Annotated in this window: 36 protein-coding genes; 35 read left to right on the top strand and 1 reads right to left on the bottom strand. The window is 36.1% G+C overall.

Annotated elements, in window-relative coordinates:
* The first annotated feature begins 52 nt into the window (after window positions 1-52).
* The 28 genes from rplC to rplQ all read left to right on the top strand — a co-directional run bounded on the left by rplC (window position 53) and on the right by rplQ (window position 13,854).
* Window positions 53-679: a 50S ribosomal protein L3 gene (rplC, locus tag FFS26_RS10710; RefSeq protein ID WP_002983195.1), complete on the top strand. Its 627-nt coding sequence runs from the start codon at window positions 53-55 to the stop codon at window positions 677-679.
* Window positions 670-1,299: a 50S ribosomal protein L4 gene (rplD, locus tag FFS26_RS10715; protein WP_034694672.1), complete on the top strand. Its 630-nt coding sequence runs from the start codon at window positions 670-672 to the stop codon at window positions 1,297-1,299. The genes rplC and rplD overlap by 10 nt, the downstream gene beginning before the upstream one ends.
* 3 nt (window positions 1,300-1,302) lie before the next feature.
* Entirely contained in the window at window positions 1,303-1,593 is a 291-nt protein-coding gene (gene rplW, locus FFS26_RS10720) for a 50S ribosomal protein L23 (protein WP_002983204.1), read from the top strand.
* Between the two features lie 22 nt (window positions 1,594-1,615).
* Complete coding sequence (gene rplB, locus FFS26_RS10725) at window positions 1,616-2,437, top strand: 50S ribosomal protein L2 (RefSeq protein WP_027381305.1); 822 nt, start codon at window positions 1,616-1,618, stop codon at window positions 2,435-2,437.
* Between the two features lie 2 nt (window positions 2,438-2,439).
* On the top strand, window positions 2,440-2,718 hold the full coding sequence (gene rpsS, locus FFS26_RS10730) for a 30S ribosomal protein S19 (RefSeq protein ID WP_002983209.1): 279 nt from the start codon (window positions 2,440-2,442) through the stop codon (window positions 2,716-2,718).
* A gap of 2 nt (window positions 2,719-2,720) precedes the next feature.
* Complete coding sequence (gene rplV, locus FFS26_RS10735; protein ID WP_002983214.1) at window positions 2,721-3,119, top strand: 50S ribosomal protein L22; 399 nt, start codon at window positions 2,721-2,723, stop codon at window positions 3,117-3,119.
* A gap of 7 nt (window positions 3,120-3,126) precedes the next feature.
* A complete protein-coding gene (rpsC, locus tag FFS26_RS10740; protein WP_034694675.1) occupies window positions 3,127-3,876 on the top strand; it encodes a 30S ribosomal protein S3 in 750 nt (249 codons plus the stop codon).
* Window positions 3,877-3,973: 97 nt separating this feature from the next.
* Window positions 3,974-4,399 (top strand): 50S ribosomal protein L16, encoded by a 426-nt coding sequence (gene rplP, locus FFS26_RS10745; protein ID WP_034694677.1) that lies wholly within the window; start codon window positions 3,974-3,976, stop codon window positions 4,397-4,399.
* Window positions 4,400-4,411: 12 nt separating this feature from the next.
* Window positions 4,412-4,597: a 50S ribosomal protein L29 gene (rpmC, locus tag FFS26_RS10750; RefSeq protein WP_034694678.1), complete on the top strand. Its 186-nt coding sequence runs from the start codon at window positions 4,412-4,414 to the stop codon at window positions 4,595-4,597.
* A 12-nt stretch (window positions 4,598-4,609) separates the two neighbouring features.
* Window positions 4,610-4,864, top strand: a complete 255-nt coding sequence (rpsQ, locus tag FFS26_RS10755; RefSeq protein WP_027371715.1) for a 30S ribosomal protein S17 — start codon at window positions 4,610-4,612, stop codon at window positions 4,862-4,864.
* 2 nt (window positions 4,865-4,866) lie between these two features.
* A complete protein-coding gene (gene rplN, locus FFS26_RS10760) occupies window positions 4,867-5,235 on the top strand; it encodes a 50S ribosomal protein L14 (RefSeq protein WP_002983226.1) in 369 nt (122 codons plus the stop codon).
* 21 nt (window positions 5,236-5,256) lie between these two features.
* A complete protein-coding gene (rplX, locus tag FFS26_RS10765) occupies window positions 5,257-5,583 on the top strand; it encodes a 50S ribosomal protein L24 (RefSeq protein ID WP_029297774.1) in 327 nt (108 codons plus the stop codon).
* Window positions 5,584-5,594: 11 nt separating this feature from the next.
* Window positions 5,595-6,146, top strand: a complete 552-nt coding sequence (gene rplE / locus FFS26_RS10770) for a 50S ribosomal protein L5 (protein WP_034694682.1) — start codon at window positions 5,595-5,597, stop codon at window positions 6,144-6,146.
* A 3-nt stretch (window positions 6,147-6,149) separates the two neighbouring features.
* Window positions 6,150-6,419, top strand: a complete 270-nt coding sequence (rpsN, locus tag FFS26_RS10775) for a 30S ribosomal protein S14 (RefSeq protein WP_002983233.1) — start codon at window positions 6,150-6,152, stop codon at window positions 6,417-6,419.
* Between the two features lie 146 nt (window positions 6,420-6,565).
* Window positions 6,566-6,964: a 30S ribosomal protein S8 gene (gene rpsH, locus FFS26_RS10780; RefSeq protein WP_002983236.1), complete on the top strand. Its 399-nt coding sequence runs from the start codon at window positions 6,566-6,568 to the stop codon at window positions 6,962-6,964.
* A gap of 17 nt (window positions 6,965-6,981) precedes the next feature.
* Window positions 6,982-7,527, top strand: a complete 546-nt coding sequence (gene rplF / locus FFS26_RS10785; RefSeq protein ID WP_110008552.1) for a 50S ribosomal protein L6 — start codon at window positions 6,982-6,984, stop codon at window positions 7,525-7,527.
* 15 nt (window positions 7,528-7,542) lie between these two features.
* Entirely contained in the window at window positions 7,543-7,896 is a 354-nt protein-coding gene (gene rplR / locus FFS26_RS10790; RefSeq protein ID WP_002983242.1) for a 50S ribosomal protein L18, read from the top strand.
* 19 nt (window positions 7,897-7,915) lie between these two features.
* Complete coding sequence (gene rpsE / locus FFS26_RS10795; RefSeq protein WP_002983245.1) at window positions 7,916-8,437, top strand: 30S ribosomal protein S5; 522 nt, start codon at window positions 7,916-7,918, stop codon at window positions 8,435-8,437.
* An 11-nt stretch (window positions 8,438-8,448) separates the two neighbouring features.
* The gene (rpmD, locus tag FFS26_RS10800; RefSeq protein ID WP_029297759.1) at window positions 8,449-8,625 is read left to right on the top strand and encodes a 50S ribosomal protein L30; all 177 of its coding nucleotides are present in this window, start codon (window positions 8,449-8,451) and stop codon (window positions 8,623-8,625) included.
* Between the two features lie 21 nt (window positions 8,626-8,646).
* On the top strand, window positions 8,647-9,096 hold the full coding sequence (gene rplO, locus FFS26_RS10805; RefSeq protein ID WP_110008553.1) for a 50S ribosomal protein L15: 450 nt from the start codon (window positions 8,647-8,649) through the stop codon (window positions 9,094-9,096).
* 9 nt (window positions 9,097-9,105) lie between these two features.
* Window positions 9,106-10,485: a preprotein translocase subunit SecY gene (gene secY, locus FFS26_RS10810; protein WP_002983253.1), complete on the top strand. Its 1,380-nt coding sequence runs from the start codon at window positions 9,106-9,108 to the stop codon at window positions 10,483-10,485.
* Between the two features lie 3 nt (window positions 10,486-10,488).
* A complete protein-coding gene (gene infA, locus FFS26_RS10815) occupies window positions 10,489-10,704 on the top strand; it encodes a translation initiation factor IF-1 (RefSeq protein ID WP_089793277.1) in 216 nt (71 codons plus the stop codon).
* Window positions 10,705-10,766: 62 nt separating this feature from the next.
* Window positions 10,767-10,883, top strand: a complete 117-nt coding sequence (gene rpmJ / locus FFS26_RS10820) for a 50S ribosomal protein L36 (RefSeq protein ID WP_007839480.1) — start codon at window positions 10,767-10,769, stop codon at window positions 10,881-10,883.
* A 9-nt stretch (window positions 10,884-10,892) separates the two neighbouring features.
* Entirely contained in the window at window positions 10,893-11,270 is a 378-nt protein-coding gene (rpsM, locus tag FFS26_RS10825) for a 30S ribosomal protein S13 (protein ID WP_002983260.1), read from the top strand.
* Between the two features lie 12 nt (window positions 11,271-11,282).
* Window positions 11,283-11,672 (top strand): 30S ribosomal protein S11, encoded by a 390-nt coding sequence (gene rpsK, locus FFS26_RS10830; RefSeq protein WP_002983263.1) that lies wholly within the window; start codon window positions 11,283-11,285, stop codon window positions 11,670-11,672.
* Between the two features lie 19 nt (window positions 11,673-11,691).
* Entirely contained in the window at window positions 11,692-12,300 is a 609-nt protein-coding gene (gene rpsD / locus FFS26_RS10835; protein WP_110008554.1) for a 30S ribosomal protein S4, read from the top strand.
* Window positions 12,301-12,333: 33 nt separating this feature from the next.
* The gene (locus FFS26_RS10840) at window positions 12,334-13,329 is read left to right on the top strand and encodes a DNA-directed RNA polymerase subunit alpha (RefSeq protein ID WP_047376582.1); all 996 of its coding nucleotides are present in this window, start codon (window positions 12,334-12,336) and stop codon (window positions 13,327-13,329) included.
* Window positions 13,330-13,335: 6 nt separating this feature from the next.
* Window positions 13,336-13,854, top strand: coding sequence for a 50S ribosomal protein L17 (rplQ, locus tag FFS26_RS10845; protein ID WP_110008555.1), 519 nt, complete (start codon window positions 13,336-13,338; stop codon window positions 13,852-13,854).
* Window positions 13,855-13,955: 101 nt separating this feature from the next.
* Here the strand turns inward: rplQ and FFS26_RS10850 are convergent, their stop codons facing one another.
* Window positions 13,956-14,390, bottom strand: coding sequence for a hypothetical protein (locus FFS26_RS10850; protein ID WP_137905027.1), 435 nt, complete (start codon window positions 14,388-14,390; stop codon window positions 13,956-13,958).
* 66 nt (window positions 14,391-14,456) lie between these two features.
* Between FFS26_RS10850 and FFS26_RS10855 the strand changes: the two genes are divergently transcribed.
* From FFS26_RS10855 to eno, 7 genes are all read left to right on the top strand, one after another.
* Entirely contained in the window at window positions 14,457-16,316 is a 1,860-nt protein-coding gene (locus FFS26_RS10855) for a glycoside hydrolase family 35 protein (RefSeq protein WP_137905028.1), read from the top strand.
* 202 nt (window positions 16,317-16,518) lie between these two features.
* Entirely contained in the window at window positions 16,519-17,151 is a 633-nt protein-coding gene (locus FFS26_RS10860) for a response regulator (RefSeq protein WP_137905029.1), read from the top strand.
* A 6-nt stretch (window positions 17,152-17,157) separates the two neighbouring features.
* Entirely contained in the window at window positions 17,158-17,949 is a 792-nt protein-coding gene (locus FFS26_RS10865) for a hypothetical protein (protein WP_137905030.1), read from the top strand.
* A gap of 1 nt (window position 17,950) precedes the next feature.
* A complete protein-coding gene (locus tag FFS26_RS10870; RefSeq protein WP_137905031.1) occupies window positions 17,951-18,586 on the top strand; it encodes a hypothetical protein in 636 nt (211 codons plus the stop codon).
* Entirely contained in the window at window positions 18,583-19,371 is a 789-nt protein-coding gene (locus tag FFS26_RS10875; protein ID WP_110008560.1) for a sensor histidine kinase, read from the top strand. The genes FFS26_RS10870 and FFS26_RS10875 overlap by 4 nt, the downstream gene beginning before the upstream one ends.
* Before the next feature lie 65 nt (window positions 19,372-19,436).
* Complete coding sequence (locus FFS26_RS10880; protein WP_110008561.1) at window positions 19,437-19,766, top strand: hypothetical protein; 330 nt, start codon at window positions 19,437-19,439, stop codon at window positions 19,764-19,766.
* 216 nt (window positions 19,767-19,982) lie between these two features.
* On the top strand, window positions 19,983-21,275 hold the full coding sequence (gene eno, locus FFS26_RS10885) for a phosphopyruvate hydratase (protein WP_110008562.1): 1,293 nt from the start codon (window positions 19,983-19,985) through the stop codon (window positions 21,273-21,275).
* Window positions 21,276-21,313: the final 38 nt, after the last annotated feature.

Consider the following 21,313-nt stretch of genomic DNA (forward strand, 5'->3'; position numbering starts at 1 on the left):
ACTTCCGAAAAATGGGGATAAATAAAGGATAAATTTTATTATAATATAAACAATGTCAGGTATTATTGGTAAAAAAATCGGTATGACATCTTTGTTTAACGAAGAAGGAAAAAACATTCCTTGTACAGTTATCCAAGCTGGTCCATGCTCGGTTTTACAGGTCAGAACCTTAGAAAAAGACGGTTATAAAGCTGTTCAGTTAGGTTTCGATGACAAGAGTGAGAAGAACGTTGGTAAAGCGTTAGCTGGTCATTTTAAAAAGGCTGGTTCTGCTCCTAAAGCTAAATTAGTAGAATTCTACAGAGAGTTCGTTGATGAAGTAAAAGTAGGAGAAGAAGTAAAAGTTGATTTATTCGCTGAAGGTGAATATGTTGACGTAACAGGAACTTCAAAAGGTAAAGGCTTCCAGGGTGTTGTTAAGAGACACGGATTTGGAGGTGTAATGCAGGCAACTCATGGTCAGCACAACAGACTTAGAGCTCCAGGTTCTATCGGTGCTGGTTCAGACCCTTCAAGAGTATTCAAAGGGATGAGAATGGCTGGAAGAATGGGAGGTAAGCAGGTAACTGTTCAAAACCTTCAAGTGTTAAAAGTTGATCAAGAACAAAATCTTTTAGTAGTAAAAGGTGCTGTTCCGGGAGCTAAAAATTCTTATGTAATTATCAGAAAATGGAACTAGTAGTATTAAATACATCAGGAAAAGAGACCGGAAGAAAAGTAACTCTAGACGAAACAGTATTCGGAATTGAGCCAAATCAGCACGCGGTTTACTTAGAAGTTAAACAGTATCTTGCTGCTCAAAGACAAGGTACTCATAAAGCAAAAGAAAGAAGCGAAATTACTGCTTCTACTAAAAAGCTTAAGAAGCAAAAAGGATCAGGATCTGCTAGATATGGTGATATCAAATCTCCAGTATTCAGAGGTGGAGGTAGAGTATTCGGACCAAAACCAAGAGACTACAGATTCAAATTGAACAAAGCTCTTAAGAGATTGGCTAAGAAATCTGTTTTATCTCAAAAAATGAGAGACAACAGCATTAAAGTTTTAGAAGATGTGAGCTTTGACGCTCCTAAGACTAAAGATTTCATCAATGTATTAAATGCATTGGAACTTAACGGTAAAAAATCTTTATTCGTTCTTCCTGAAGCTAACAAGAATGTGTATTTATCTTCAAGAAACTTACCTAAAACTAAAGTAATGAACTTCAACGAGATCAGTTCTTACGATTTAGTAAACGCTGGTGAGATCATTTTCTTCGAAGGTGCAGTTGAAAAATTCCAGGAAAATTTAAAGAAATAAATCATGTCAGTTATTATTAAACCAGTTATTTCAGAAAAGGCTAATTACCTTACAGATTTAAGAGGTTCTTATTCTTTCTTAGTGAATCCTAAGGCGAATAAAATCGAGATCAAAAAAGCTGTTGAAGCAGCTTACGGTGTAAAAGTAGCAGACGTTAACACAATGATTTATGCTCCGAAGGTTTCTTCAAAATACACTAAAAAAGGTCTTCAAGTAGGAAAGACAAATAAATTGAAAAAAGCGGTAATCAAACTTGCTGAAGGCGAGGTTATCGATATTTTTGCTGTAAATTAATTATTAATTATAAATAATAGTAATGTCTGTTAGAAAATTAAAACCTATCACCCCGGGACAGAGATTCAGAATTGTAAACAATTTTGAGGAAATTACTACCAACAAACCAGAGAAATCTCTAACAGTTGGTATTAAAAAGTCAGGTGGACGTAACCAAACAGGTAAAATGACCATGCGTTACACCGGAGGTGGACACAAAAAGAAATACAGAATTATTGACTTCAAAAGAAACAAAGCAAACGTTGAAGCCACTGTAAAATCTGTAGAATACGATCCAAACAGAACTGCATTTATCGCTTTATTAGAGTACGCAGACGGAGAGAAGAGATATATCATCGCTCCAAACGGTATCAAAGTTGATCAGAAAGTAGTATCAGGAGAAAGCGTTGAACCAAACGTAGGTAACGCAATGAAATTGAAAAACATTCCATTGGGTACTGTAATCTCTTGTGTTGAAATGAAGCCTGGACAAGGTGCAATTTTAGCAAGAAGTGCTGGTTCTTCAGCTCAATTAACTTCAAGAGATGGTAAATATGCAATCATCAAGTTACCTTCAGGAGAATCAAGAATGATCCTTACTGAATGTATGGCAATGATTGGTTCTGTTTCCAACTCAGATCACCAATTAACTGTATCAGGTAAGGCTGGTAGAAGCAGATGGTTAGGTAGAAGACCAAGAACAAGAGCGGTTGTAATGAACCCAGTAGATCACCCAATGGGTGGTGGTGAAGGACGTTCTTCAGGAGGTCACCCAAGATCTAGAAACGGTAAACCAGCTAAAGGTTACAAAACTAGAAAGAAAAACAAAGTGTCTAACCGTTACATCGTATCTAAAAGAAAATAATTATGGCAAGATCACTTAAAAAAGGACCGTTCATTCATCATACTTTAGATAAGAAGGTTCAGGCAAATATAGAGTCTGGTAAGAAGACAGTTATCAAAACTTGGTCTAGAGCATCTATGATCTCTCCGGACTTCGTAGGACAAACTATTGCTGTACACAACGGGAAATCTTTTATCCCTGTTTACGTTACAGAAAACATGGTTGGTCACAAGTTAGGCGAATTTTCTCCAACAAGATCTTTCAGAGGTCATGGTGGTAACAAAAACAAAGGAAGCAGATAATCATGGGATCAAGAAAACAAGATAGTTCAATCGCAAGAAAAGAAGCTAACAAAGACGTTGTAAAAGCTTCATTAAATAATTGCCCGTCTTCTCCAAGAAAAATGAGATTAGTTGCTGATATCATTAGAGGAGAGCAGGTAGACAAAGCACTTTATATCCTAAAATATTCTAAGAAGGATGCTTCTAACAAGTTAGAGAAATTACTTCTTTCTGCTATGGCTAACTGGCAAGTGAAAAACGAAGGTGCTGACATCGAGGAAGCAAACCTTATCGTTAAAGAAATATTTGTGGATAGTGCAAGACAATTGAAGAGACTAAGACCAGCTCCACAAGGTAGAGGGTATAGAATCAGAAAAAGATCTAACCACGTTACATTAATCTTAGGTAACAAAGAAAATTAATCAAGGTATGGGACAGAAGACAAATCCAATTGGTAACAGATTAGGTATCATCAGAGGATGGGATTCTAACTGGTTTGGTGGAAACGATTATGGAGACAGAATCGCTGAAGACTACAAAATCAGAAGATACCTTGAAGCTAGATTATCTAAAGGTGGTATTTCAAAAATTTATATTGAAAGAACTTTAAAATTAGTTACAGTAACTATTACTACTGCTAGACCGGGACTTATCATCGGTAAAGGAGGTCAGGAAGTTGATAAATTGAAAGAAGAGTTGAAGAAATTGACTGGTAAGGATATTCAAATCAACATTTTCGAAATCAAAAGACCTGAATTAGATGCTGTACTAGTTGCTGATAGTATTTCTAAGCAAATTGAAAACAGAATTTCTTACAGAAGAGCTGTTAAAATGGCAATGGCAAGTACTATGAGAATGGGTGCTGAAGGTATCAAAGTTCAAATCTCTGGTAGATTAAACGGAGCTGAAATGGCAAGATCAGAATCTTTCAAAGAAGGAAGAATTCCATTGTCAACTTTCAGAGCTGATATTGATTACCACTGGGCAGAAGCTCACACTACTTACGGTAGACTAGGGGTAAAAGTTTGGATCATGAAAGGTGAAGTTTACGGTAAAAGAGAACTTTCTCCATTAGTGGGACAACAGAAAAAAGGAGGTCAGTCAGACAGAGGAAACAGAGGAGGAGACAGAGACAACAGAAGACCTAGAAAAAACAACAACAATAACAATAATAATTAAAATTTTAGATTAGAAATTTTGAATTTTAAATTACCGTTACTTTTTTAAAATAAAAAAAATCTAAAATCTAAAATCTAAAATCTAAAATTTAGAAATTATGTTACAACCAAAAAGAACCAAATTCCGTAGAGTTCATAAGATGAAGATGAAGGGGAATGCCCAGAGAGGTAGTCAACTTGCTTACGGAACTTTTGGGATCAAAGCAACGGAAGGAGCTTGGATCACTGCAAGACAGATTGAAGCAGCTCGTATCGCTGCGACAAGATATATGAAGAGAGAAGGTCAACTATGGATCAAAATCTTCCCGGATAAGCCAATTACTAAAAAACCAGCGGAAGTACGTATGGGTAAAGGTAAGGGTGCTGTTGAATACTGGGTAGCTGTAGTAAAACCAGGTAAAATTATGTTCGAAGTTGGAGGAGTTCCTTACGAAATTGCGAAAGAAGCTCTTAGACTTGCTGCACAAAAATTACCAGTAGTTACTAAATTCATCGTTGCTAACGATTTTGTTAAACCTCTATAATCTTTGAATACAATGAAAAATGCTGATATTAAAAATTTAAGCGCGGGTGATATTCAAGCTCAATTAACTGAAGCAAAAGCTCAATATTCTAAATTGAAATTGGCTCATGCAATCAGCCCAATTGAAAACCCGATTCAAATCAGAGATTTGAGAAAAACAATCGCAAGACTAAACACTGAGTTAACTAACAAACAATAATTTCATTTTACAATGGATAGAAATTTAAGAAAAGAAAGAATCGGAGTGGTTTCCAGCAATAAAATGGAAAAAACTATTGTTGTTAGTGAAACTACAAGAGTAAAGCACCCGATGTACGGTAAATTCGTTTTGAAAACGAAAAAATATACTGCACACGACGAGAATAACGAATGCACAGAAGGTGATACAGTTTTGATCCAGGAAACTAGACCTTTGAGCAAGAGCAAGAGATGGAGATTAGTAAGAATCATTGAAAAAGCTAAGTAATAATGTTACAAACAGAATCAAGATTAAAAGTTGCTGATAACACGGGTGCTAAAGAAGTACTAGTGATCAGAGTTCTGGGAGGAACCAGAAGAAGATATGCTTCAGTTGGTGATAAAATCGTTGTTACGATCAAGGATTCTACGCCATCTGGAAACGCTAAAAAAGGTCAGGTATCTAAAGCTGTAGTAGTAAGAACTAAGAAAGCAGTAAGAAGAAAAGATGGTTCATACATCAAATTCGACGACAATGCTTGTGTATTACTAAACGCAGCGGGAGAAATGAGAGGAACGCGTGTTTTCGGACCAGTTGCTCGTGAGTTGAGAGACAAAGAATATATGAAAATCATTTCATTAGCTCCTGAAGTACTTTAATTTTAAAAATTTTTAAAAGAAATGTCAAAGTTAAAAATAAAAAGAGGAGATAACGTAATCATTACTACTGGTAAGAAAGATATCAAAGGTAAGACTGGTGAAGTTATTGAAGTGATCAAGAAAGAAGGTAGAGACCCAAGAGTAATCGTTGCAGGACTTAACATCGTTAAAAAACACGTTAAGCCTTCAGCTTCTAATCCTCAAGGAGGAATTACTGAGAAGGAAGCTTCTATTCATATCTCAAACGTAGCTTTAGTTGGTAAAGACGGAAAAGCTATCAAAGTCGGTTACAAAATCGAAGGAGATAAGAAAGTAAGAATTAACAAAAAAACGGGTGAAACTTTATAATTTGAATTAACATGGAATATATAGCAAGACCCAAAAAAGCATATAAAGAGACAATTGTTCCTGCAATGATGGAAGAATTCGGGTATAAGTCAGTAATGCAAGTACCTAAATTAGAGAAAATCGTTGTATCACAAGGTTTAGGTGATGCTACTGCAGACAAAAAAATCATTGATTATGCTGTAGAAGAGCTTACAAATATCACAGGTCAAAAGGCTGTTGGTACAATCTCTAAGAAAGACGAAGCTGCTTTCAAATTGAGAAAAGGTATGCCTGTAGGTGCAAAAGTTACTTTAAGAGGAAACCAGATGTATGAATTCTTAGACAGACTTACTGCTTCTGCTTTACCACGTATCAGAGATTTCTCTGGTATCAAAGCTGATGGTTTCGATGGTAGAGGTAACTACAACTTAGGTATTACTGAGCAGATTATCTTCCCTGAAATCGTAATTGACAAAGTGAAAAAAATCCAGGGGATGGACATCACTTTCGTTACTACTGCGAAAACAGATAAAGAAGCTAAAGCATTATTAACTCACTTCGGTTTACCATTTAAAAAGAACTAAGAAATGGCTAAAGAATCAATGAAAGCGCGTGAGCGCAAAAGAGAAGCACTAGTTGCTAAATACGCTGCTAAAAGACAAGCTCTTAAAGAAGCTGGTGATTACGAAGGACTTCAAAAATTGCCTAAAAATGCTTCTCCTGTAAGATTACACAACAGATGTAAACTAACAGGTAGACCAAGAGGATATATGAGAACGTTCGGTATTTCCAGAGTAACTTTCAGAGAAATGGCAAACAACGGTCTTATCCCAGGTGTAAGAAAAGCTAGTTGGTAATTATTACTAATTAAAAATCGGGACAATTAAGTTGTTCAGATACTAAAGATAAAAATATCAGACCGAAGATTTCTGAAGTCTGATATTTTACTCTTCAAGTCTTTGCAAAACTGATTGTTCTTTAACCAATAATTTATAAAAGAAAAATGGTAACAGATCCAATTTCAGATTTCCTAACAAGAGTAAGGAACGCACAAAGCGCAGGCCACAAAGTGGTGGAAATTCCTGCATCGAAAATCAAAAAGGAGATTACTAAGATCTTATTTGATCAAGGGTATATCTTAAACTACAAGTTTGAAGATAACGCTGTTCAAGGAGTGATCAAAATCGCTTTAAAGTATGATAAGCAAACTAACAAACCGGCTATCAAGTCTATTCAAAGAGCTTCTAGACCAGGTTTGAGACAGTACAAAGGTTCAGCTGAGCTTCCAAGAGTACTAAACGGTTTGGGTATTTCTATCATCTCTACTTCTAAAGGAGTAATGACTGACAAGAAAGCTAGAGAAGAGAAAGTAGGCGGTGAAGTAATCTGCTATGTTTATTAATTTTTAATCAGAGGAAAATGTCAAGAATTGGTAAAGCAATTATAACAATTCCAGCAGGAGTTACAATCACTGAAAACAACGGTGTAGTAACTGTAAAAGGAGCTAAAGGAGAGCTTTCTCAGGAGCTTACTGCAGGAATTACTATAGAACAGAAAGATGGTGAACTTAACGTAAACAGACCATCTGATTCTAAACAACACAAAGCGCTTCACGGTTTATACAGAGCGTTAATCAACAACATGATTGTTGGTGTAAGTGCAGGTTTCGAAAAGAAACTTGAACTAGTAGGGGTAGGATATAGAGCTTCACACGCAGGTCAAAAACTTGAGTTGGCTTTAGGATTCTCTCACGGTATCGTATTAGAACTTCCAAGTGAAGTAAAAGTGGATACATTGACTGAAAAAGGTAAAAACCCAATTATTACTTTAACGTCTCACGACAACCAACTTCTAGGAATGGTAGCTGCAAAGATCCGTTCTTTCAGAAAGCCTGAGCCATACAAAGGAAAAGGTGTAAGATTCGTAGGAGAAATTGTTAGACGTAAAGCTGGTAAATCTGCTTAATAAATTATAAGTATTATGGCATTAAGTAAATTAGAAAAAAGAATAAGAATCAAAAGAAGAGTAAGAGGGAAAATCTCTGGATCTTCTGAATTGCCAAGATTATCTGTATACAAAAGTAATAAGGAAATTTACGCTCAGTTAATCGACGATAAAAATGGTAAAACTTTAGTTTCAGCTTCTTCAAGAGAGAAAGGTGTAGACGCTAAAGGGACTAAGACTGAAGTTTCTGCTGCTGTTGGTAAAGCTATCGCTGCTAAAGCTATCGCTGCAGGAATCGAAAGTATTGTATTTGACAGAAACGGATTCGTATACCACGGTAGAGTAAAAGCTCTTGCTGATGGTGCAAGAGAAGGAGGACTTAAATTCTAATCATTAAATTTCGGAAAATATGTTAGGACTAGATAATATAGAAAGAGTAAAACCGGGAGGATTAGAATTAAAAGATCGTCTCGTAGCTGTTAACAGAGTAACAAAAGTAACAAAAGGAGGTAGAGCTTTCGGATTTTCTGCTATTGTTGTAGTAGGTAACGAAGAAGGTGTTATCGGTTTCGGTTTAGGAAAATCTAAAGAGGTTGCTTCTGCAATTGCTAAAGCAGTTGAAGACGCTAAGAAAAACCTTGTGAAAGTTCCTGTAATGAACCATACTATCCCTCACCAAACTACTGCTAGATACGGTGGTGCAGATATCTTCCTAAGACCTGCTTCTCACGGTACAGGATTGATCGCCGGAGGTGCGGTAAGAGCGGTATTGGAATCTGCTGGTATTCACGATATCCTTTCAAAATCTAAAGGATCTTCTAACCCTCACAACGTAGTGAAAGCTACTTTCAAAGCGTTATTAGACATCAGAAGACCTGAAGAGATCGCTAGAATGAGAGGAATTTCTCTAAGTAAAGTGTTTAACGGTTAATAATTAAAACAATGGCAACAATTAAAGTAAAGCAAGTAAGAAGCGCTATTGGTAGAACAAAAACCCAAAAGAGAACGCTTGAAGCATTAGGATTAAAAAAACTTCACCAAGTTGTAGAACACGAAGCTACTCCTTCTATCTTAGGAATGATCGCTGCAGTAAGCCACTTACTTGAAGTTCAAAAATAATTTTATAAAAGAGAAATTAAAATGAATTTAAATAACATAAAACCTGCTGCAGGATCTACTTTCAACTCAAAGAGAATTGGTAGAGGTCAAGGTAGTGGAAAAGGAGGTACTTCAACAAAAGGACACAAAGGTCAGAAAGCTAGAGCTGGTTATTCTCAAAAAATCGGTTTCGAAGGTGGACAGATGCCTTTACAAAGAAGATTACCTAAATTCGGATTCAAAAACGTAAACAGAAAAGAGTTTAGAGGAGTTAACCTTGATACTATCCAGACTTTAATCGAGAACAAATCCATCACCGGAGATATCACGAAAGAAGTTTTAGTAGCAAACGGGATAATTTCTAAAAACGAATTAGTGAAAATTATGGGTAGAGGAGAATTGAAATCTGCGGTTTCAATCTCTGCTGACAAATTCACTAAATCTGCTGAAGAGCTTATTGCTAAAGCAGGTGGAAAAGCAATTACCTTATAATACTTACTAATGAAAGAATTTATACAAACACTTAAAAATATTTGGAGTCTTAAAGAACTTAGAGATAAAATTCTCTTCACTTTAGGGATTATCCTTGTGTATAGATTCGCATCTTATATCTCGCTTCCTGCAATTAACCTTGCAGAGGTGGGAGATCTCTTAGAGCATTATAAAAATCAAGGCGGTAACAAGCAAGGAGCAGGTCTCCTTGGCTTGCTTTCGTCGTTTACGGGGGGAGCTTTCAGCCACGCTTCCGTAATGGCGTTGGGAATCATGCCTTATATTTCTGCTTCTATTATTGTTCAGTTGATGGGGATGGCTATTCCTTATCTTCAGAAGCTTCAGAAAGATGGAGAGTCAGGTAGAAATACATTGAACCAAATTACAAGATGGTTAACAATTGGAGTTTGTCTGGTACAGGCACCTTCTTACTTAACTTCTATTACTCAATTATTCTTACCATATGCTCAGTTCCAGTCTGCATACTATGTAGAGCCAAATTCAATCATGTTCTGGTTGCCAAGTATTGTTATTTTGGTTGCCGGTTCAGTATTCGCAATGTGGCTGGGTGAAAAGATTACCGATAAAGGAATCGGAAATGGTATCTCTATCCTTATTATGGTGGGGATCCTTTCAAGATTACCTGAGGCATTCGTACAGGAGATGGCCGTGCAGAACGGAAAAGGAGGAATGGGATCTATCATGATCCTTATTGAAGTATTATTCTGGATGTTGGTAGTTCTTTTAGCAGTAATCTTATCAGTAGCTGTTAGAAAAATTCCAATTCAGTATGTAAGCAGAGCTCAAGCAAGAGGAGGTGTAAACAGAAATCTTATGCAGGGAGCAAGACAATGGATTCCATTGAAAGTAAATGCTGCTGGTGTAATGCCGATTATCTTTGCCCAGGCATTGATGTTCGTACCAGGATTATTAACAAAATTCGATGAGTCTAACACTTTTCTTGCAGGTTTCAAGAATGTTTTTAGCTGGCAGTACAACGTATTGTTTGCGCTATTAATTATTATCTTCTCATTTTTCTATACTGCGATTACAATTCCGGTAAACCAGATGGCTGATGACTTGAAGAGAAATGGAGGTTTAGTACCGAAAGTAAGACCCGGTAAAGAGACCGCTGATTATTTAGATGATATTTTATCAAAAATTACCTTGCCAGGTGCAATTTTTTTATCTATCTTTGCAGTCCTTCCAGCAATTGTGCATGGAAGCTTTGTTCAGACAGATGCGTTTGCCCTATTTTTCGGGGGAACATCATTATTAATTATGGTGGGTGTAATTTTAGATACAGTTCAACAGATTAATACTTATCTGCTGAACCATCATTATGATGGCTTAATGCAGTCTAAATTATCAAGAACGACTGGATATTAATTTATGGCAAAACAAAAACATATTGAACAAGATGGCGTGATCGTGGAAGCACTTTCGAACGCCATGTTCCGTGTAGAGCTGGAAAATGGGCATGTCCTTATTGCTCATATCTCCGGCAAAATGAGAATGCATTATATTAAACTTTTACCTGGAGATAAGGTAAAACTAGAAATGTCTCCCTATGATTTAACAAAAGGGAGGATCACATTTAGATATTAAAACAATTAGCCAAATGGAATACACATTCCATTTGGCATTTGTAAAAAATAAATACTATCAAAATGAAAGTAAGAGCATCAATTAAAAAAAGAAGCGCTGATTGCAAAATCGTACGCAGAAAAGGTGTACTATTCGTAATCAACAAGAAGAACCCAAAATTTAAACAAAGACAAGGTTAACATTAAATTATGGCGAGAATTGCAGGTATTGATTTACCAAAAAACAAAAGAGGTGTTATCGGTTTAACTTACATCTATGGAGTAGGAAGAAGTACTTCTTCTGAAATCCTTAAAGCTGCCGGTATCAGCGAAGACAAGAAAGTCAACGAATGGAATGACGATGAATTGGCTGCAATCAGAACATATATCTCTGAAAACGTAAAAGTAGAAGGAGAATTGAGATCTGAAGTGCAATTGAACATCAAGAGATTGATGGACATAGGATGCCAACGAGGAATACGTCACAGACTTGGATTACCTTTAAGAGGCCAGAGAACGAAAAACAACTCTAGAACACGTAAAGGGAAGAGAAAAACTGTTGCTAACAAGAAAAAAGCTAGTAAATAATCGTTAGGAATTATGGCAAAACAAACTAAAGTAGTTAAGAAAAGAAAAGTAAAAGTTGAAGCTATTGGTGAAGCTCATATTCAGGCTTCTTTCAATAACATCATCATTTCTTTAACAAATAAAAACGGAGAGGTTATCTCTTGGGCTTCTGCCGGTAAAATGGGTTTCAGAGGTTCTAAAAAGAATACTCCATTTGCTGCTCAGATGGCAGCTGAAAATTGCTCTGCTGTAGCTCACGAAGCTGGTTTAAGAAGAGTAAAGGTGTTTGTGAAAGGTCCAGGTGCAGGTAGAGAATCTGCTATCAGATCTATCCACAATTCAGGAATTGAAGTTAGCGAAATCATTGATGTGACTCCTATGCCACACAATGGATGTAGACCACCAAAAAGAAGAAGAGTTTAATTTTTAGAATTTACCCATTATGGCAAGATATATTGGACCTAAAACTAAGATTGCTAGAAAGTTTGGTGCTGCAATCTACGGAGATGATAAAAACTTCGAAAAAAGAAAGAACCAACCGCCAGGACAACACGGTCCTAACAAAAGAAGAGGTGCTAAAAAATCAGAATATGCAATTCAGTTAGCTGAAAAACAAAAAGCTAAATATACTTACGGTATTTTAGAAAGACAGTTTGCTAACCTATTTGACAAAGCACACAGAAGTAAAGGTGTAACAGGGGAAGTTCTATTACAACTTTGTGAATCAAGATTGGATAACGTAGTATACAGATTAGGTTTTGCTAAAACAAGATCTGGAGCTAGACAATTGGTTTCTCACAGACACATCACTGTGAACGGGGAAATTCTTAATATCCCTTCTTACTTGGTAAAAGCTGGTGATGTAATCGCTGTAAGAGAAAAGTCTAAGTCTCTTGAAGTTGTTACCAATGCATTGGCTTCTAAGTCAAACTATGAGTGGTTACAATTCAACGATGAGAAGAAAGAAGGAACTTTCGTTTCTGCTCCTGAAAGAATCCAGATTCCGGAGGATATTAAGGAGAACCTTATCGTCGAACTTTACTCTAAATAATTTTTTAATCAAATTTTTGCTCAACCCAATAATATGGCAATTTTACAATTCATAAAACCCGATAAAGTAATTTTACTTAACTCTGATGAATTTAAAGGTCAATTTGAATTCAGACCTTTAGAACCAGGTTTCGGGCTTACAATCGGTAATGCTTTGAGAAGAGTGTTGCTTTCTTCTCTGGAAGGATACGCTATTTCATCTATCAAAATAGAAGGTGTAGAGCACGAATTTTCAACTATTCCAGGAGTAATCGAAGACGTTACCGAAATTATTCTTAACCTTAAGCAGGTAAGATTAAAAGCTGCAGCAGAAGGCCAGGCTAACGAGCAGGTTGTTGCTAAAGTTTCAGGTCAAACGGTTATTACTGCTGGTGATTTAGGAAAGTCTATCAATGGATTTGAGGTTCTGAACCCGGATCTAGTGATCTGCAACCTAAACAGTGATGTAACTTTCGAAATTACTTTCAATATTGAAAAAGGTAGAGGGTATGTTCCTTCTGAACAAAATAAATCAAACAATGCTCCTGTAGGAACTATTGCTATTGACTCTATTTTCACGCCGATCAAGAAAGTACAATACAGCATTGAAAATTATCGTGTAGAGCAAAAAACAGACTACGAAAAACTTGTATTAGATATAGAAACTGATGGGTCTATCAGCCCTCAGAATGCTTTAACTGAAGCTTCTAAGATATTAATTTATCACTTCATGTTATTCTCTGATGAGAGAATCACGCTTGAAACTGAAGCTGTAAAAGCATCTATCCAGTACGATGAAGAAACTCTTCACACAAGACAACTTCTTAAGTCTAAATTAGCAGATATGGATCTTTCTGTAAGAGCCCTTAACTGTCTGAAAGCGGCTGAAGTAGAAACTCTTGGAGAACTGGTTTCTTACAGTAAGTCTGATTTGATGAAATTCAGAAATTTTGGTAAAAAATCTTTGACAGAACTAGAAGAATTAGTGCATTCAAAAGGTCTTAACTTCGGTTTCGACGTTGCAAAATATAAGTTAGACGCTGATAAATAATTAATAATGAGACACGGTAAAAAATTCAATCACTTAGGAAGAACAGCTTCTCACAGAAGTGCTTTACTTTCTAATATGGCTTGTTCTCTAATTGAGCATAAAAGAATCAACACTACTGTAGCTAAAGCTAAAGCTTTAAGAGTATATGTTGAGCCTCTATTAACAAAAGCAAAAGAAGATACTACACACAACAGAAGAGTAGTATTCTCTTACCTTCAAAATAAATTTGCGGTTGCTGAATTATTCAGAACTGTAGCTCCTAAAATCGCTGAAAGAAACGGTGGTTATACAAGAATCATCAAGACAGGGTTCAGACCAGGTGATGCTGCTGATACTGCTCTTATCGAATTAGTAGATTTCAACGAGCTTTACAACCCTAATGCTGAAGAGAAAAAAGCTACAAGAAGAAGCAGAAGATCAACAACTGCTAAAAAAGCTGAAGCAGTAGTTGCTGATGCTCCTGCAGTTGAAGAGAAAGTAGAAGAAGCTAAAGCTGATACTACTGAGGAAAAAACTGAAGAATAATATTCATTCAGATATATAAAAAAACCATCCGGAATCCGGATGGTTTTTTATTTAATACTTATCAAATAAAATGTCCCTCAATATTGAAGGACATTTTTTATTTAAATCTTTGTTCTTTTCAGCTCAATAATATTGTTACCCTGTTCAAGGTGAAGGCTGTCTCCTTTTACCCTTGCAGTCATATCATCTTTTTTGTAAATCGTTTCATCTCCTTTCGTTTCCGACTTAGGCAAGGTAAACGTTTTCTTGTTGCTGGTAATAGCTACCGTACTTTCTTTAGGATCGTTTTTAAATACTACTTTCACCAGTGTTCCGTCAGTAGCTTTATACACAAAATCTGTTTTCTCAGTTTTTTGACCGTTGATGTCTACAGTAGAGGAACTTTGTGTTACCGAATCTATCTTTCCGTTGTTGTCTGTAACTACAGTTTCTGAACTGTCTGTTTTGATAACGCTTTTGTTTCCGCTTTCACTTTTTTTACAGCTGACTACTGCCAGTGCCAATACAGCACCTAGTGCTAAAAGACTTTTTTTCATGATTATATTATTTGATATTCAATTGATTTTTATATTTTAAATTTTACAAAAATCATGCCTTACAATATGAGAAATTTTAACCGTTATTTATGCATAATTCTTTTATTTTTCTCCTTGAATACTGTGTTTTCGCAGAAAGGAAATTTTGAAATTAAAGATGGACATTTCTTGCTAAACGGAAAATCATTTACCGTGTATTCAGGAGAAATGCACTATCCCAGAGTTCCGTCGGAGTATTGGAAGCATCGTCTGGAGATGATGAAAGCAATGGGACTGAATACCGTTACGACTTACGTTTTTTGGAATTATCATGAAGAAGCCCCGGGAAAATGGAATTTTTCAGGTGAAAAAGATTTGCAGAAGTTCATCAAAACGGCACAGGAAGTTGGCTTATACGTTATCATTCGTCCGGGGCCTTATGTTTGTGCAGAGTGGGAATTCGGAGGATATCCATGGTGGCTGCAGAAAAATAAAGACCTTGAAATAAGAAGAGACAACAAAGCCTTCTTAGAGGAATGCCGTAAATATATCAGTCAGCTGGCAAAGCAGATCGTACCTCTGCAGATTAATAATGGCGGCCAGGTTATTATGGTACAGGCAGAGAATGAATTTGGATCTTACGTTGCCCAAAGAAAGGATATTCCGTTGGAAGAACACAGAAAATACAGTCATAAGATTAAAGATATGCTGTTGAAAAGCGGGATCTCTGTACCTTTATTTACTTCAGACGGCAGTTCACTTTTTAAAGGAGGATCTATAGAAGGTGCTTTACCTACGGCAAACGGAGAAGGTGATATTGCTGTTTTAAAGAAAAGCATCAATGAGTATAATGGTGGAAAAGGTCCTTATATGGTTGCAGAATATTATCCCGGATGGCTTGATCACTGGGCAGAGCCATTCGTTAAAGTTTCCACGGAAGAAGTGGTGAAGCAAACAAAGCTTTATATAGAAAATGATATTTCTTTTAATTATTATATGATTCATGGCGGAACCAACTTTGGATTTACCAGTGGTGCCAATTACGATAAGGATCATGATATCCAGCCGGATCTTACGAGCTATGATTATGATGCTCCCATCAGTGAAGCAGGATGGGCAACCCCTAAATATAATGCGTTGAGAGAAATTTTTCAATCCCTCAATAAAAGTAAACTTCCGGATGTTCCAAAACCAGTAAAAGTCATCACCATTCCCCGGATAAAATTTTCAAAAGTAAATTCTCTGTTTGATCTTACCGATCATCAGAAACCTGTTATTAATGACCAGCCACTGACGTTTGAAGATTTGAACATCGGAAACGGATATGTTCTTTACAGAAGAAAGTTTGACAAAGACCACAAAGGGATTTTGGAAATGAAAGGACTCCGTGATTATGCGAATATTTACATCAATGGCCAATGGAAAGGCGAATTGAACAGAGTATATAAAAAGTATGATCTTGCTATTGAAATAAAATCCGGAGACCGGCTGGAAATTCTTGTTGAAAATATGGGAAGAATCAATTACGGAGCAGAGATTGCTCATAATTTAAAAGGAATTATCAGCCCCATAAAAATTAATGGCGCTGAAGTTTCCGGGAACTGGGAAATGCTTCCTCTTCCTTTTGATACTTTTCCAAAACATCATTTTAAAAATAAAGAAATTGCAGACCATTCACCTATTATTCAGGAGGCAGAATTTGTGCTTGAAGAAATCGGTGATACTTTTCTTGATATGAGAAATTTTGGAAAAGGTATTGTTTTTATTAATGGGAAAAATGCAGGAAGATACTGGAGTACTGCAGGTCCTCAGCAAACACTTTACATTCCCGGAGTATGGCTGAAAAAAGGCAAAAACAGGATTCAGATCTTTGAACAGATTAAGTTTCACCATACAATAATCAGTATTGATCATCCTATCCTTGATCAGATTGTGAGTAATAATTGATTTTAAAAACGGATTTGTAATTTTTTATTTTGATTTATTATGAAATATTTATAATAATATTGTTTTTGAAGTGAAAAATTGATTAAATTTAATACAACTAAAACACTAAGCCATAACTTCAAACTCAAATAATAATATTACACAAAGGTGTAATTGATTTCAAATTGTTTTCTGTTGAAATTTGCTTCAAACAAACAAAGTCATGAGCATTTCCATAGCCATAGTAGAAGACGAAAAAAACTACAACAATGCGTTGAAGAAGGTCATCAATTATCAGAAGGATATGAAAGTGGTTGCCCAGTTCTTTGATGGCAATGATGCCATAACGAACCTGCCAGACATCTCTCCTGATGTTGTGATGATGGATATCCAGTTACAGGATATGCTCGGAATCGAAATCATAGAAAAACTGCGAAAAGAAATTCCTGGTACCCAATTTATTATGTGTACCAGCTTTGATGATGATGAAAAGATCTTTAATTCTTTAAAGGCTGGCGCCATGGGATATCTTGTAAAAGGTGAAAGTATGGATAAGATTCTTACTTCGATACGGGACGTATATCAGGGAGGTGCTCCTATGAGCTTTTCTATTGCAAGAAGAGTATTGAATCATTTTGAAAAAAAGCTTCCGGAAATAAAAGGCTTTGATGAACTTACGGAACGCGAAAAAGAAATTCTTGAACTCCTTTCACAGGGACTTCTTTACAAAGAGATTGCAGATAAAAAATTCATCAGTATTGACACCGTCAAGAAGCACGTAGGAAATATTTACAGAAAACTCCACGTCAACAACAAAGTGGAGGCAGTTAATAAATTTAATCAATCAAAAAACTAAGAAATTATGGAAAATTCAAATGCAACAAGTCAGGTAATCCTTGATGACAATTTAGCTTACAGAGAAGGCCCTATCGGTAATAAACTTGAACAGCTGGTTGAAGATGTGTCGGAAATGAGGCCCATTAGTCACATTCTGGCAAAAAGTTTTATTGACAGTGCTAAAAGGGGAGTTTTGCTATTTATGCAAAATCAAAATGTGAATTTTAATCTCGGAGGTATTTATGCTGTAAAACATTCATTACTGAAAAATATTTGTGACCTCATGAATGATATTAAAGCGACCTATTTAACATTCACTTTTGTACAGATAGATCCCCGGGATTCCAGGTTGCGACTTACACCTAATTCTGAAAACAAGATGATCTACATGGTGGCCTCTTTGCAAACAGAGGGGAAAAATACCATTGATGAGCATAATTATCTTATCATTAATGCCAAGCAGGATCTTTCACTTAAGGATCTGAAAATCTCCGATGAGAATGTAAAAGCACTTAATGATTTTTATCTTAAGAACGGACATCAGGTATTGACTAATTATTTAGGACGAAATAATACATTTTATATCAGTTATCATATCGTTGATCTGATAGATACCCTGTCAAAAGATGATAGTGAGACATTTATCATTAATCTTTGCGAGATCAGTGATGTGAAGAAAGTCGTTTTTGAAAATAATCTTGGCGATAAATTTCGCGAAGACCAATATAATAGACATTTTGAAACCCATGAAAAACAAATGACACTGGTTTTTAGTACAGACGAAGGATATTACGATATGGGGTCATTATATCCGTAAAATGGTAATCCAGATAATATACATCGCAGTACTCCTGGCGGCTACTGTAAAGTCCATAGTTTTAGCTGGGAAGAAAGGTCTTTCCAGCCAAAACTATTTTGCGATATTTTTATTTCTTTCGCTTTGTCTGGAGCTGTATGGCCATTATAAAATATTCAATAAAGAATTTGACTTTGCTTATCTGTTTAATTATTACAGCATTTTTTTGATTATTTTTTTTGGTATCTACTATGCTAAAATTTTCCCCAAAAAAATCAGTGTATTTTCCCGGTATGTTCTGATGGCCATACTTGTGTATATTATTCTGTTTATAAAGTTTTATAGTGCTAACTATGAAAATACATTAGGAATATTAGTATGCTTTTATTTCATCATTAATGTGTTGGTTTGGTTGTATATCAGACTAAAGAATTTTGACGAAATAAAAATTCTGGACGATCCGCATTTCTGGGTTTCCTGTGGTTTGCTTTTTTGGAGTATTTTCTTTATTTTCAGATCTATACCCATGTTTTTTCTTCGGGATAATGATCCGGGGCTTCTGCAAATTCTGAAAGCGATGCAGTATTGTGTAAATATCATTATGTATGGAATGTTCTATATTGCTTTATGGAAATTTGAAAATAAAAACACAATATGAAGCAACTGCCGGATACAATAAGATTGGCTTATATTATTGCTGTTATTTTATTAATAACTTTTGTCATCTTTATTGTTTTAATCGTTGTTCTGTATAACAAAAGACAGCTTTTTTTTATTCAGCAGCAGCAGCTTAAAGAATCTGAACATCAAAACCAGCTTCTTCAGAAAGAACTGGAAAAACAAAAGGTGCTGGAGCAGGAGCGGGAACGTATCTCCCACGATATGCATGATGATCTTGGAGCCGGAATTTCTGCATTGAAGCTTCAGGCTGAATTTCTCAAACAGAAAGCGCAAGACGATGATCTGCAAAACGATATCGATGAGCTTCTGAAAACCTCCGAAGAAATGAATATTTCCATGAGAGAAATGCTGTGGAGCCTGAATTCAGGAAATGACACATTGGGGAGCTTTATCGATTATGCTGTCCTTTATACCGGAAACTTTTTGAAGAAAACAAAAATAATCGTGTATTCAGAATATGAAAATATCATAGCAGAAACACCGATTTCCACCGAAATGAGGCGTAATCTCTTTCTTTGTCTAAAAGAAGCCGTTAATAACGTTTATAAACACAGCCATGCCAACAGCCTGAAGCTTTCATTTTCGCAGGAAGAAAATAATTTTTCTATGAAAATCTCTGATAACGGAAAGGGAATTTCCGACGGCCATAAAGAAGGGAACGGTCTTAGAAATATGAAACGAAGAATGAGCGAATTATCCGGCGATTGTACAATCATCTCCGGAAATCCCGGAACCTGTCTGGTCTTCAAAACAAAATTATAAATTACCCTTTTGTGTAATTGACTGGTCCGTTTTTTAGAGGGAAATTTGATATAAAATCAAAGGCCATGAAAACTCTTATTAACGACAGTATCGAAGATCTGGAAGCTGCTTTAAAAAACAGCAGTGATCTTCAGGAAAAATTCAGGACCAATCCCATAGAAGCTATTAAAGAAGTGGAAATAAGAAGTCCGAAAGACACCGATTGCTGGATCTACAGAATCATAGTGCTCATGCTTGGCTTCGCAATTATTGCAATCATAGCAGGTCTTATTCTTATCTCTTTCTGGGGTAATGGGAAAACTCCCGATAGTCAGCTGGTCACTATATTTGCAACGATTTCATCAGGAGCAATAGGTGCCCTGGCCGGTCTTTTATCTCCCACGCCCAGAAAATAATAATAACTCCTATACCGTATCATAAAGCTCACTTTTCAAGGTGAGTTTTGTTATGATCTTCCATTTTTTAATTCCTGATCCATTCCCTTAAAAATGGGGAATTATCATAATATAAATTAACTAAAATTTAACTTGGATTTATTTCAAAAAAATGCTGTGAAATACCCTTGAAAGTTAAATTTTGATTAAATTTGTCTAAACTAAAAAAATTAAAAAATGAGTGCAATTTCTTACATAGAAGCAAGACAGATTTTAGATTCCAGAGGAAATCCTACCATTGAAGTAGATGTATTTACAGAAAGCGGGGCAATGGGCCGTGCAGCTGTACCTTCAGGAGCATCTACAGGAGAACACGAGGCGGTAGAATTACGTGACGGTGGTTCAGAATATCTGGGAAAAGGAGTTCTGAAAGCTGTTGAAAATGTAAAAGAAGTAATTGCAGAGAATTTAGTAGGACAGCCGGTTTTTGAACAAAACTATATCGATCAGATTATGATTGATCTTGATGGAACGCCTAACAAAGGAAATCTTGGTGCCAATGCTATTCTTGGTGTTTCTCTGGCCGTAGCAAGAGCTGCTGCTGCAGAATTGGGAATGCCTCTTTATAAATATGTAGGTGGAGTGAACGCCAACACACTTCCTGTTCCAATGATGAATGTAATCAACGGTGGATCTCACTCAGATGCTCCTATCGCATTCCAGGAATTCATGATTATGCCGGTAAAAGCTGATTCTTTCTCTCATGCATTGAGAAAAGGAACTGAAATTTTCCACAACCTAAAATCTATTCTTCATTCAAGAGGTTTATCTACTGCGGTAGGTGATGAAGGTGGTTTCGCACCAACTTTCAAAGGAACTGAAGATGCTTTGGATACTTTACTTCAAGCTATTGAAAAAGCAGGTTATAAGCCAGGTGACGATATTATGTTGGCACTTGACTGTGCGGCTTCGGAATTCTACAAAGATGGAATCTATGATTACAGAAAATTCCAGACTCCGGACGCAGCTCAGTTTTCAAGCAGCGAGCAGGTTTCTTACTTAGCGCAACTGGCTGCAAAATATCCAATCATTTCTATCGAAGATGGTATGCAGGAAAACGACTGGGAAGGTTGGAAAATGTTAACAGATAAAATTGGTGACAGAGTACAGCTGGTAGGAGATGATTTATTTGTAACCAACGTAGAAAGATTATCCAGAGGAGTAAAAGAAAATATTGCGAACTCTATCCTTGTAAAAGTAAATCAGATTGGTTCTCTTTCTGAAACAATGGCTGCTGTACAGATGGCTCAGAATAACAAATTCACTTCAGTAATGTCTCACAGATCAGGAGAAACTGAAGATTCTACAATTGCTGATTTAGCAGTAGCAATGAACTGTGGACAGATCAAAACCGGTTCAGCTTCAAGATCAGACAGAATGGCAAAATACAACCAGTTATTAAGAATTGAAGAAGCTTTAGGCGAAACTGCAATTTTCCCAGGGTTGGAAGCTTTTAAAATCAAAAGATAATTAATCGAATTTATAAATAACGGCAAGCGAAATTTTTA

Origin of the sequence: Chryseobacterium sp. 2VB, assembly GCF_005503635.1 — a bacterium.
GTDB lineage: Bacteria > Bacteroidota > Bacteroidia > Flavobacteriales > Weeksellaceae > Chryseobacterium > Chryseobacterium cupriresistens.

Coding starts and splice junctions, on each gene's coding strand:
- rplQ (WP_110008555.1), top strand. CDS start 13,336: ATGAGACACGGTAAAAAATTCAATCACTTAGGAAGAACAGCTTCTCAC.
- rpsN (WP_002983233.1), top strand. CDS start 6,150: ATGGCTAAAGAATCAATGAAAGCGCGTGAGCGCAAAAGAGAAGCACTA.
- rplC (WP_002983195.1), top strand. CDS start 53: ATGTCAGGTATTATTGGTAAAAAAATCGGTATGACATCTTTGTTTAAC.
- secY (WP_002983253.1), top strand. CDS start 9,106: ATGAAAGAATTTATACAAACACTTAAAAATATTTGGAGTCTTAAAGAA.
- rplD (WP_034694672.1), top strand. CDS start 670: ATGGAACTAGTAGTATTAAATACATCAGGAAAAGAGACCGGAAGAAAA.
- rplO (WP_110008553.1), top strand. CDS start 8,647: ATGAATTTAAATAACATAAAACCTGCTGCAGGATCTACTTTCAACTCA.
- rpsE (WP_002983245.1), top strand. CDS start 7,916: ATGTTAGGACTAGATAATATAGAAAGAGTAAAACCGGGAGGATTAGAA.
- FFS26_RS10875 (WP_110008560.1), top strand. CDS start 18,583: ATGAAGCAACTGCCGGATACAATAAGATTGGCTTATATTATTGCTGTT.
- rpsS (WP_002983209.1), top strand. CDS start 2,440: ATGGCAAGATCACTTAAAAAAGGACCGTTCATTCATCATACTTTAGAT.
- rplV (WP_002983214.1), top strand. CDS start 2,721: ATGGGATCAAGAAAACAAGATAGTTCAATCGCAAGAAAAGAAGCTAAC.
- rpsK (WP_002983263.1), top strand. CDS start 11,283: ATGGCAAAACAAACTAAAGTAGTTAAGAAAAGAAAAGTAAAAGTTGAA.
- rplN (WP_002983226.1), top strand. CDS start 4,867: ATGTTACAAACAGAATCAAGATTAAAAGTTGCTGATAACACGGGTGCT.
- eno (WP_110008562.1), top strand. CDS start 19,983: ATGAGTGCAATTTCTTACATAGAAGCAAGACAGATTTTAGATTCCAGA.
- infA (WP_089793277.1), top strand. CDS start 10,489: ATGGCAAAACAAAAACATATTGAACAAGATGGCGTGATCGTGGAAGCA.
- rpsD (WP_110008554.1), top strand. CDS start 11,692: ATGGCAAGATATATTGGACCTAAAACTAAGATTGCTAGAAAGTTTGGT.
- FFS26_RS10855 (WP_137905028.1), top strand. CDS start 14,457: ATGAGAAATTTTAACCGTTATTTATGCATAATTCTTTTATTTTTCTCC.
- FFS26_RS10880 (WP_110008561.1), top strand. CDS start 19,437: ATGAAAACTCTTATTAACGACAGTATCGAAGATCTGGAAGCTGCTTTA.
- rplP (WP_034694677.1), top strand. CDS start 3,974: ATGTTACAACCAAAAAGAACCAAATTCCGTAGAGTTCATAAGATGAAG.
- rplW (WP_002983204.1), top strand. CDS start 1,303: ATGTCAGTTATTATTAAACCAGTTATTTCAGAAAAGGCTAATTACCTT.
- rpmC (WP_034694678.1), top strand. CDS start 4,412: ATGAAAAATGCTGATATTAAAAATTTAAGCGCGGGTGATATTCAAGCT.
- rpsQ (WP_027371715.1), top strand. CDS start 4,610: ATGGATAGAAATTTAAGAAAAGAAAGAATCGGAGTGGTTTCCAGCAAT.
- FFS26_RS10870 (WP_137905031.1), top strand. CDS start 17,951: ATGGTAATCCAGATAATATACATCGCAGTACTCCTGGCGGCTACTGTA.
- FFS26_RS10850 (WP_137905027.1), bottom strand. CDS start 14,390: ATGAAAAAAAGTCTTTTAGCACTAGGTGCTGTATTGGCACTGGCAGTA.
- FFS26_RS10840 (WP_047376582.1), top strand. CDS start 12,334: ATGGCAATTTTACAATTCATAAAACCCGATAAAGTAATTTTACTTAAC.
- rpsC (WP_034694675.1), top strand. CDS start 3,127: ATGGGACAGAAGACAAATCCAATTGGTAACAGATTAGGTATCATCAGA.
- rpsH (WP_002983236.1), top strand. CDS start 6,566: ATGGTAACAGATCCAATTTCAGATTTCCTAACAAGAGTAAGGAACGCA.
- FFS26_RS10860 (WP_137905029.1), top strand. CDS start 16,519: ATGAGCATTTCCATAGCCATAGTAGAAGACGAAAAAAACTACAACAAT.
- rpsM (WP_002983260.1), top strand. CDS start 10,893: ATGGCGAGAATTGCAGGTATTGATTTACCAAAAAACAAAAGAGGTGTT.
- rplR (WP_002983242.1), top strand. CDS start 7,543: ATGGCATTAAGTAAATTAGAAAAAAGAATAAGAATCAAAAGAAGAGTA.
- rplX (WP_029297774.1), top strand. CDS start 5,257: ATGTCAAAGTTAAAAATAAAAAGAGGAGATAACGTAATCATTACTACT.
- rplE (WP_034694682.1), top strand. CDS start 5,595: ATGGAATATATAGCAAGACCCAAAAAAGCATATAAAGAGACAATTGTT.
- rpmD (WP_029297759.1), top strand. CDS start 8,449: ATGGCAACAATTAAAGTAAAGCAAGTAAGAAGCGCTATTGGTAGAACA.
- rplF (WP_110008552.1), top strand. CDS start 6,982: ATGTCAAGAATTGGTAAAGCAATTATAACAATTCCAGCAGGAGTTACA.
- rpmJ (WP_007839480.1), top strand. CDS start 10,767: ATGAAAGTAAGAGCATCAATTAAAAAAAGAAGCGCTGATTGCAAAATC.
- FFS26_RS10865 (WP_137905030.1), top strand. CDS start 17,158: ATGGAAAATTCAAATGCAACAAGTCAGGTAATCCTTGATGACAATTTA.
- rplB (WP_027381305.1), top strand. CDS start 1,616: ATGTCTGTTAGAAAATTAAAACCTATCACCCCGGGACAGAGATTCAGA.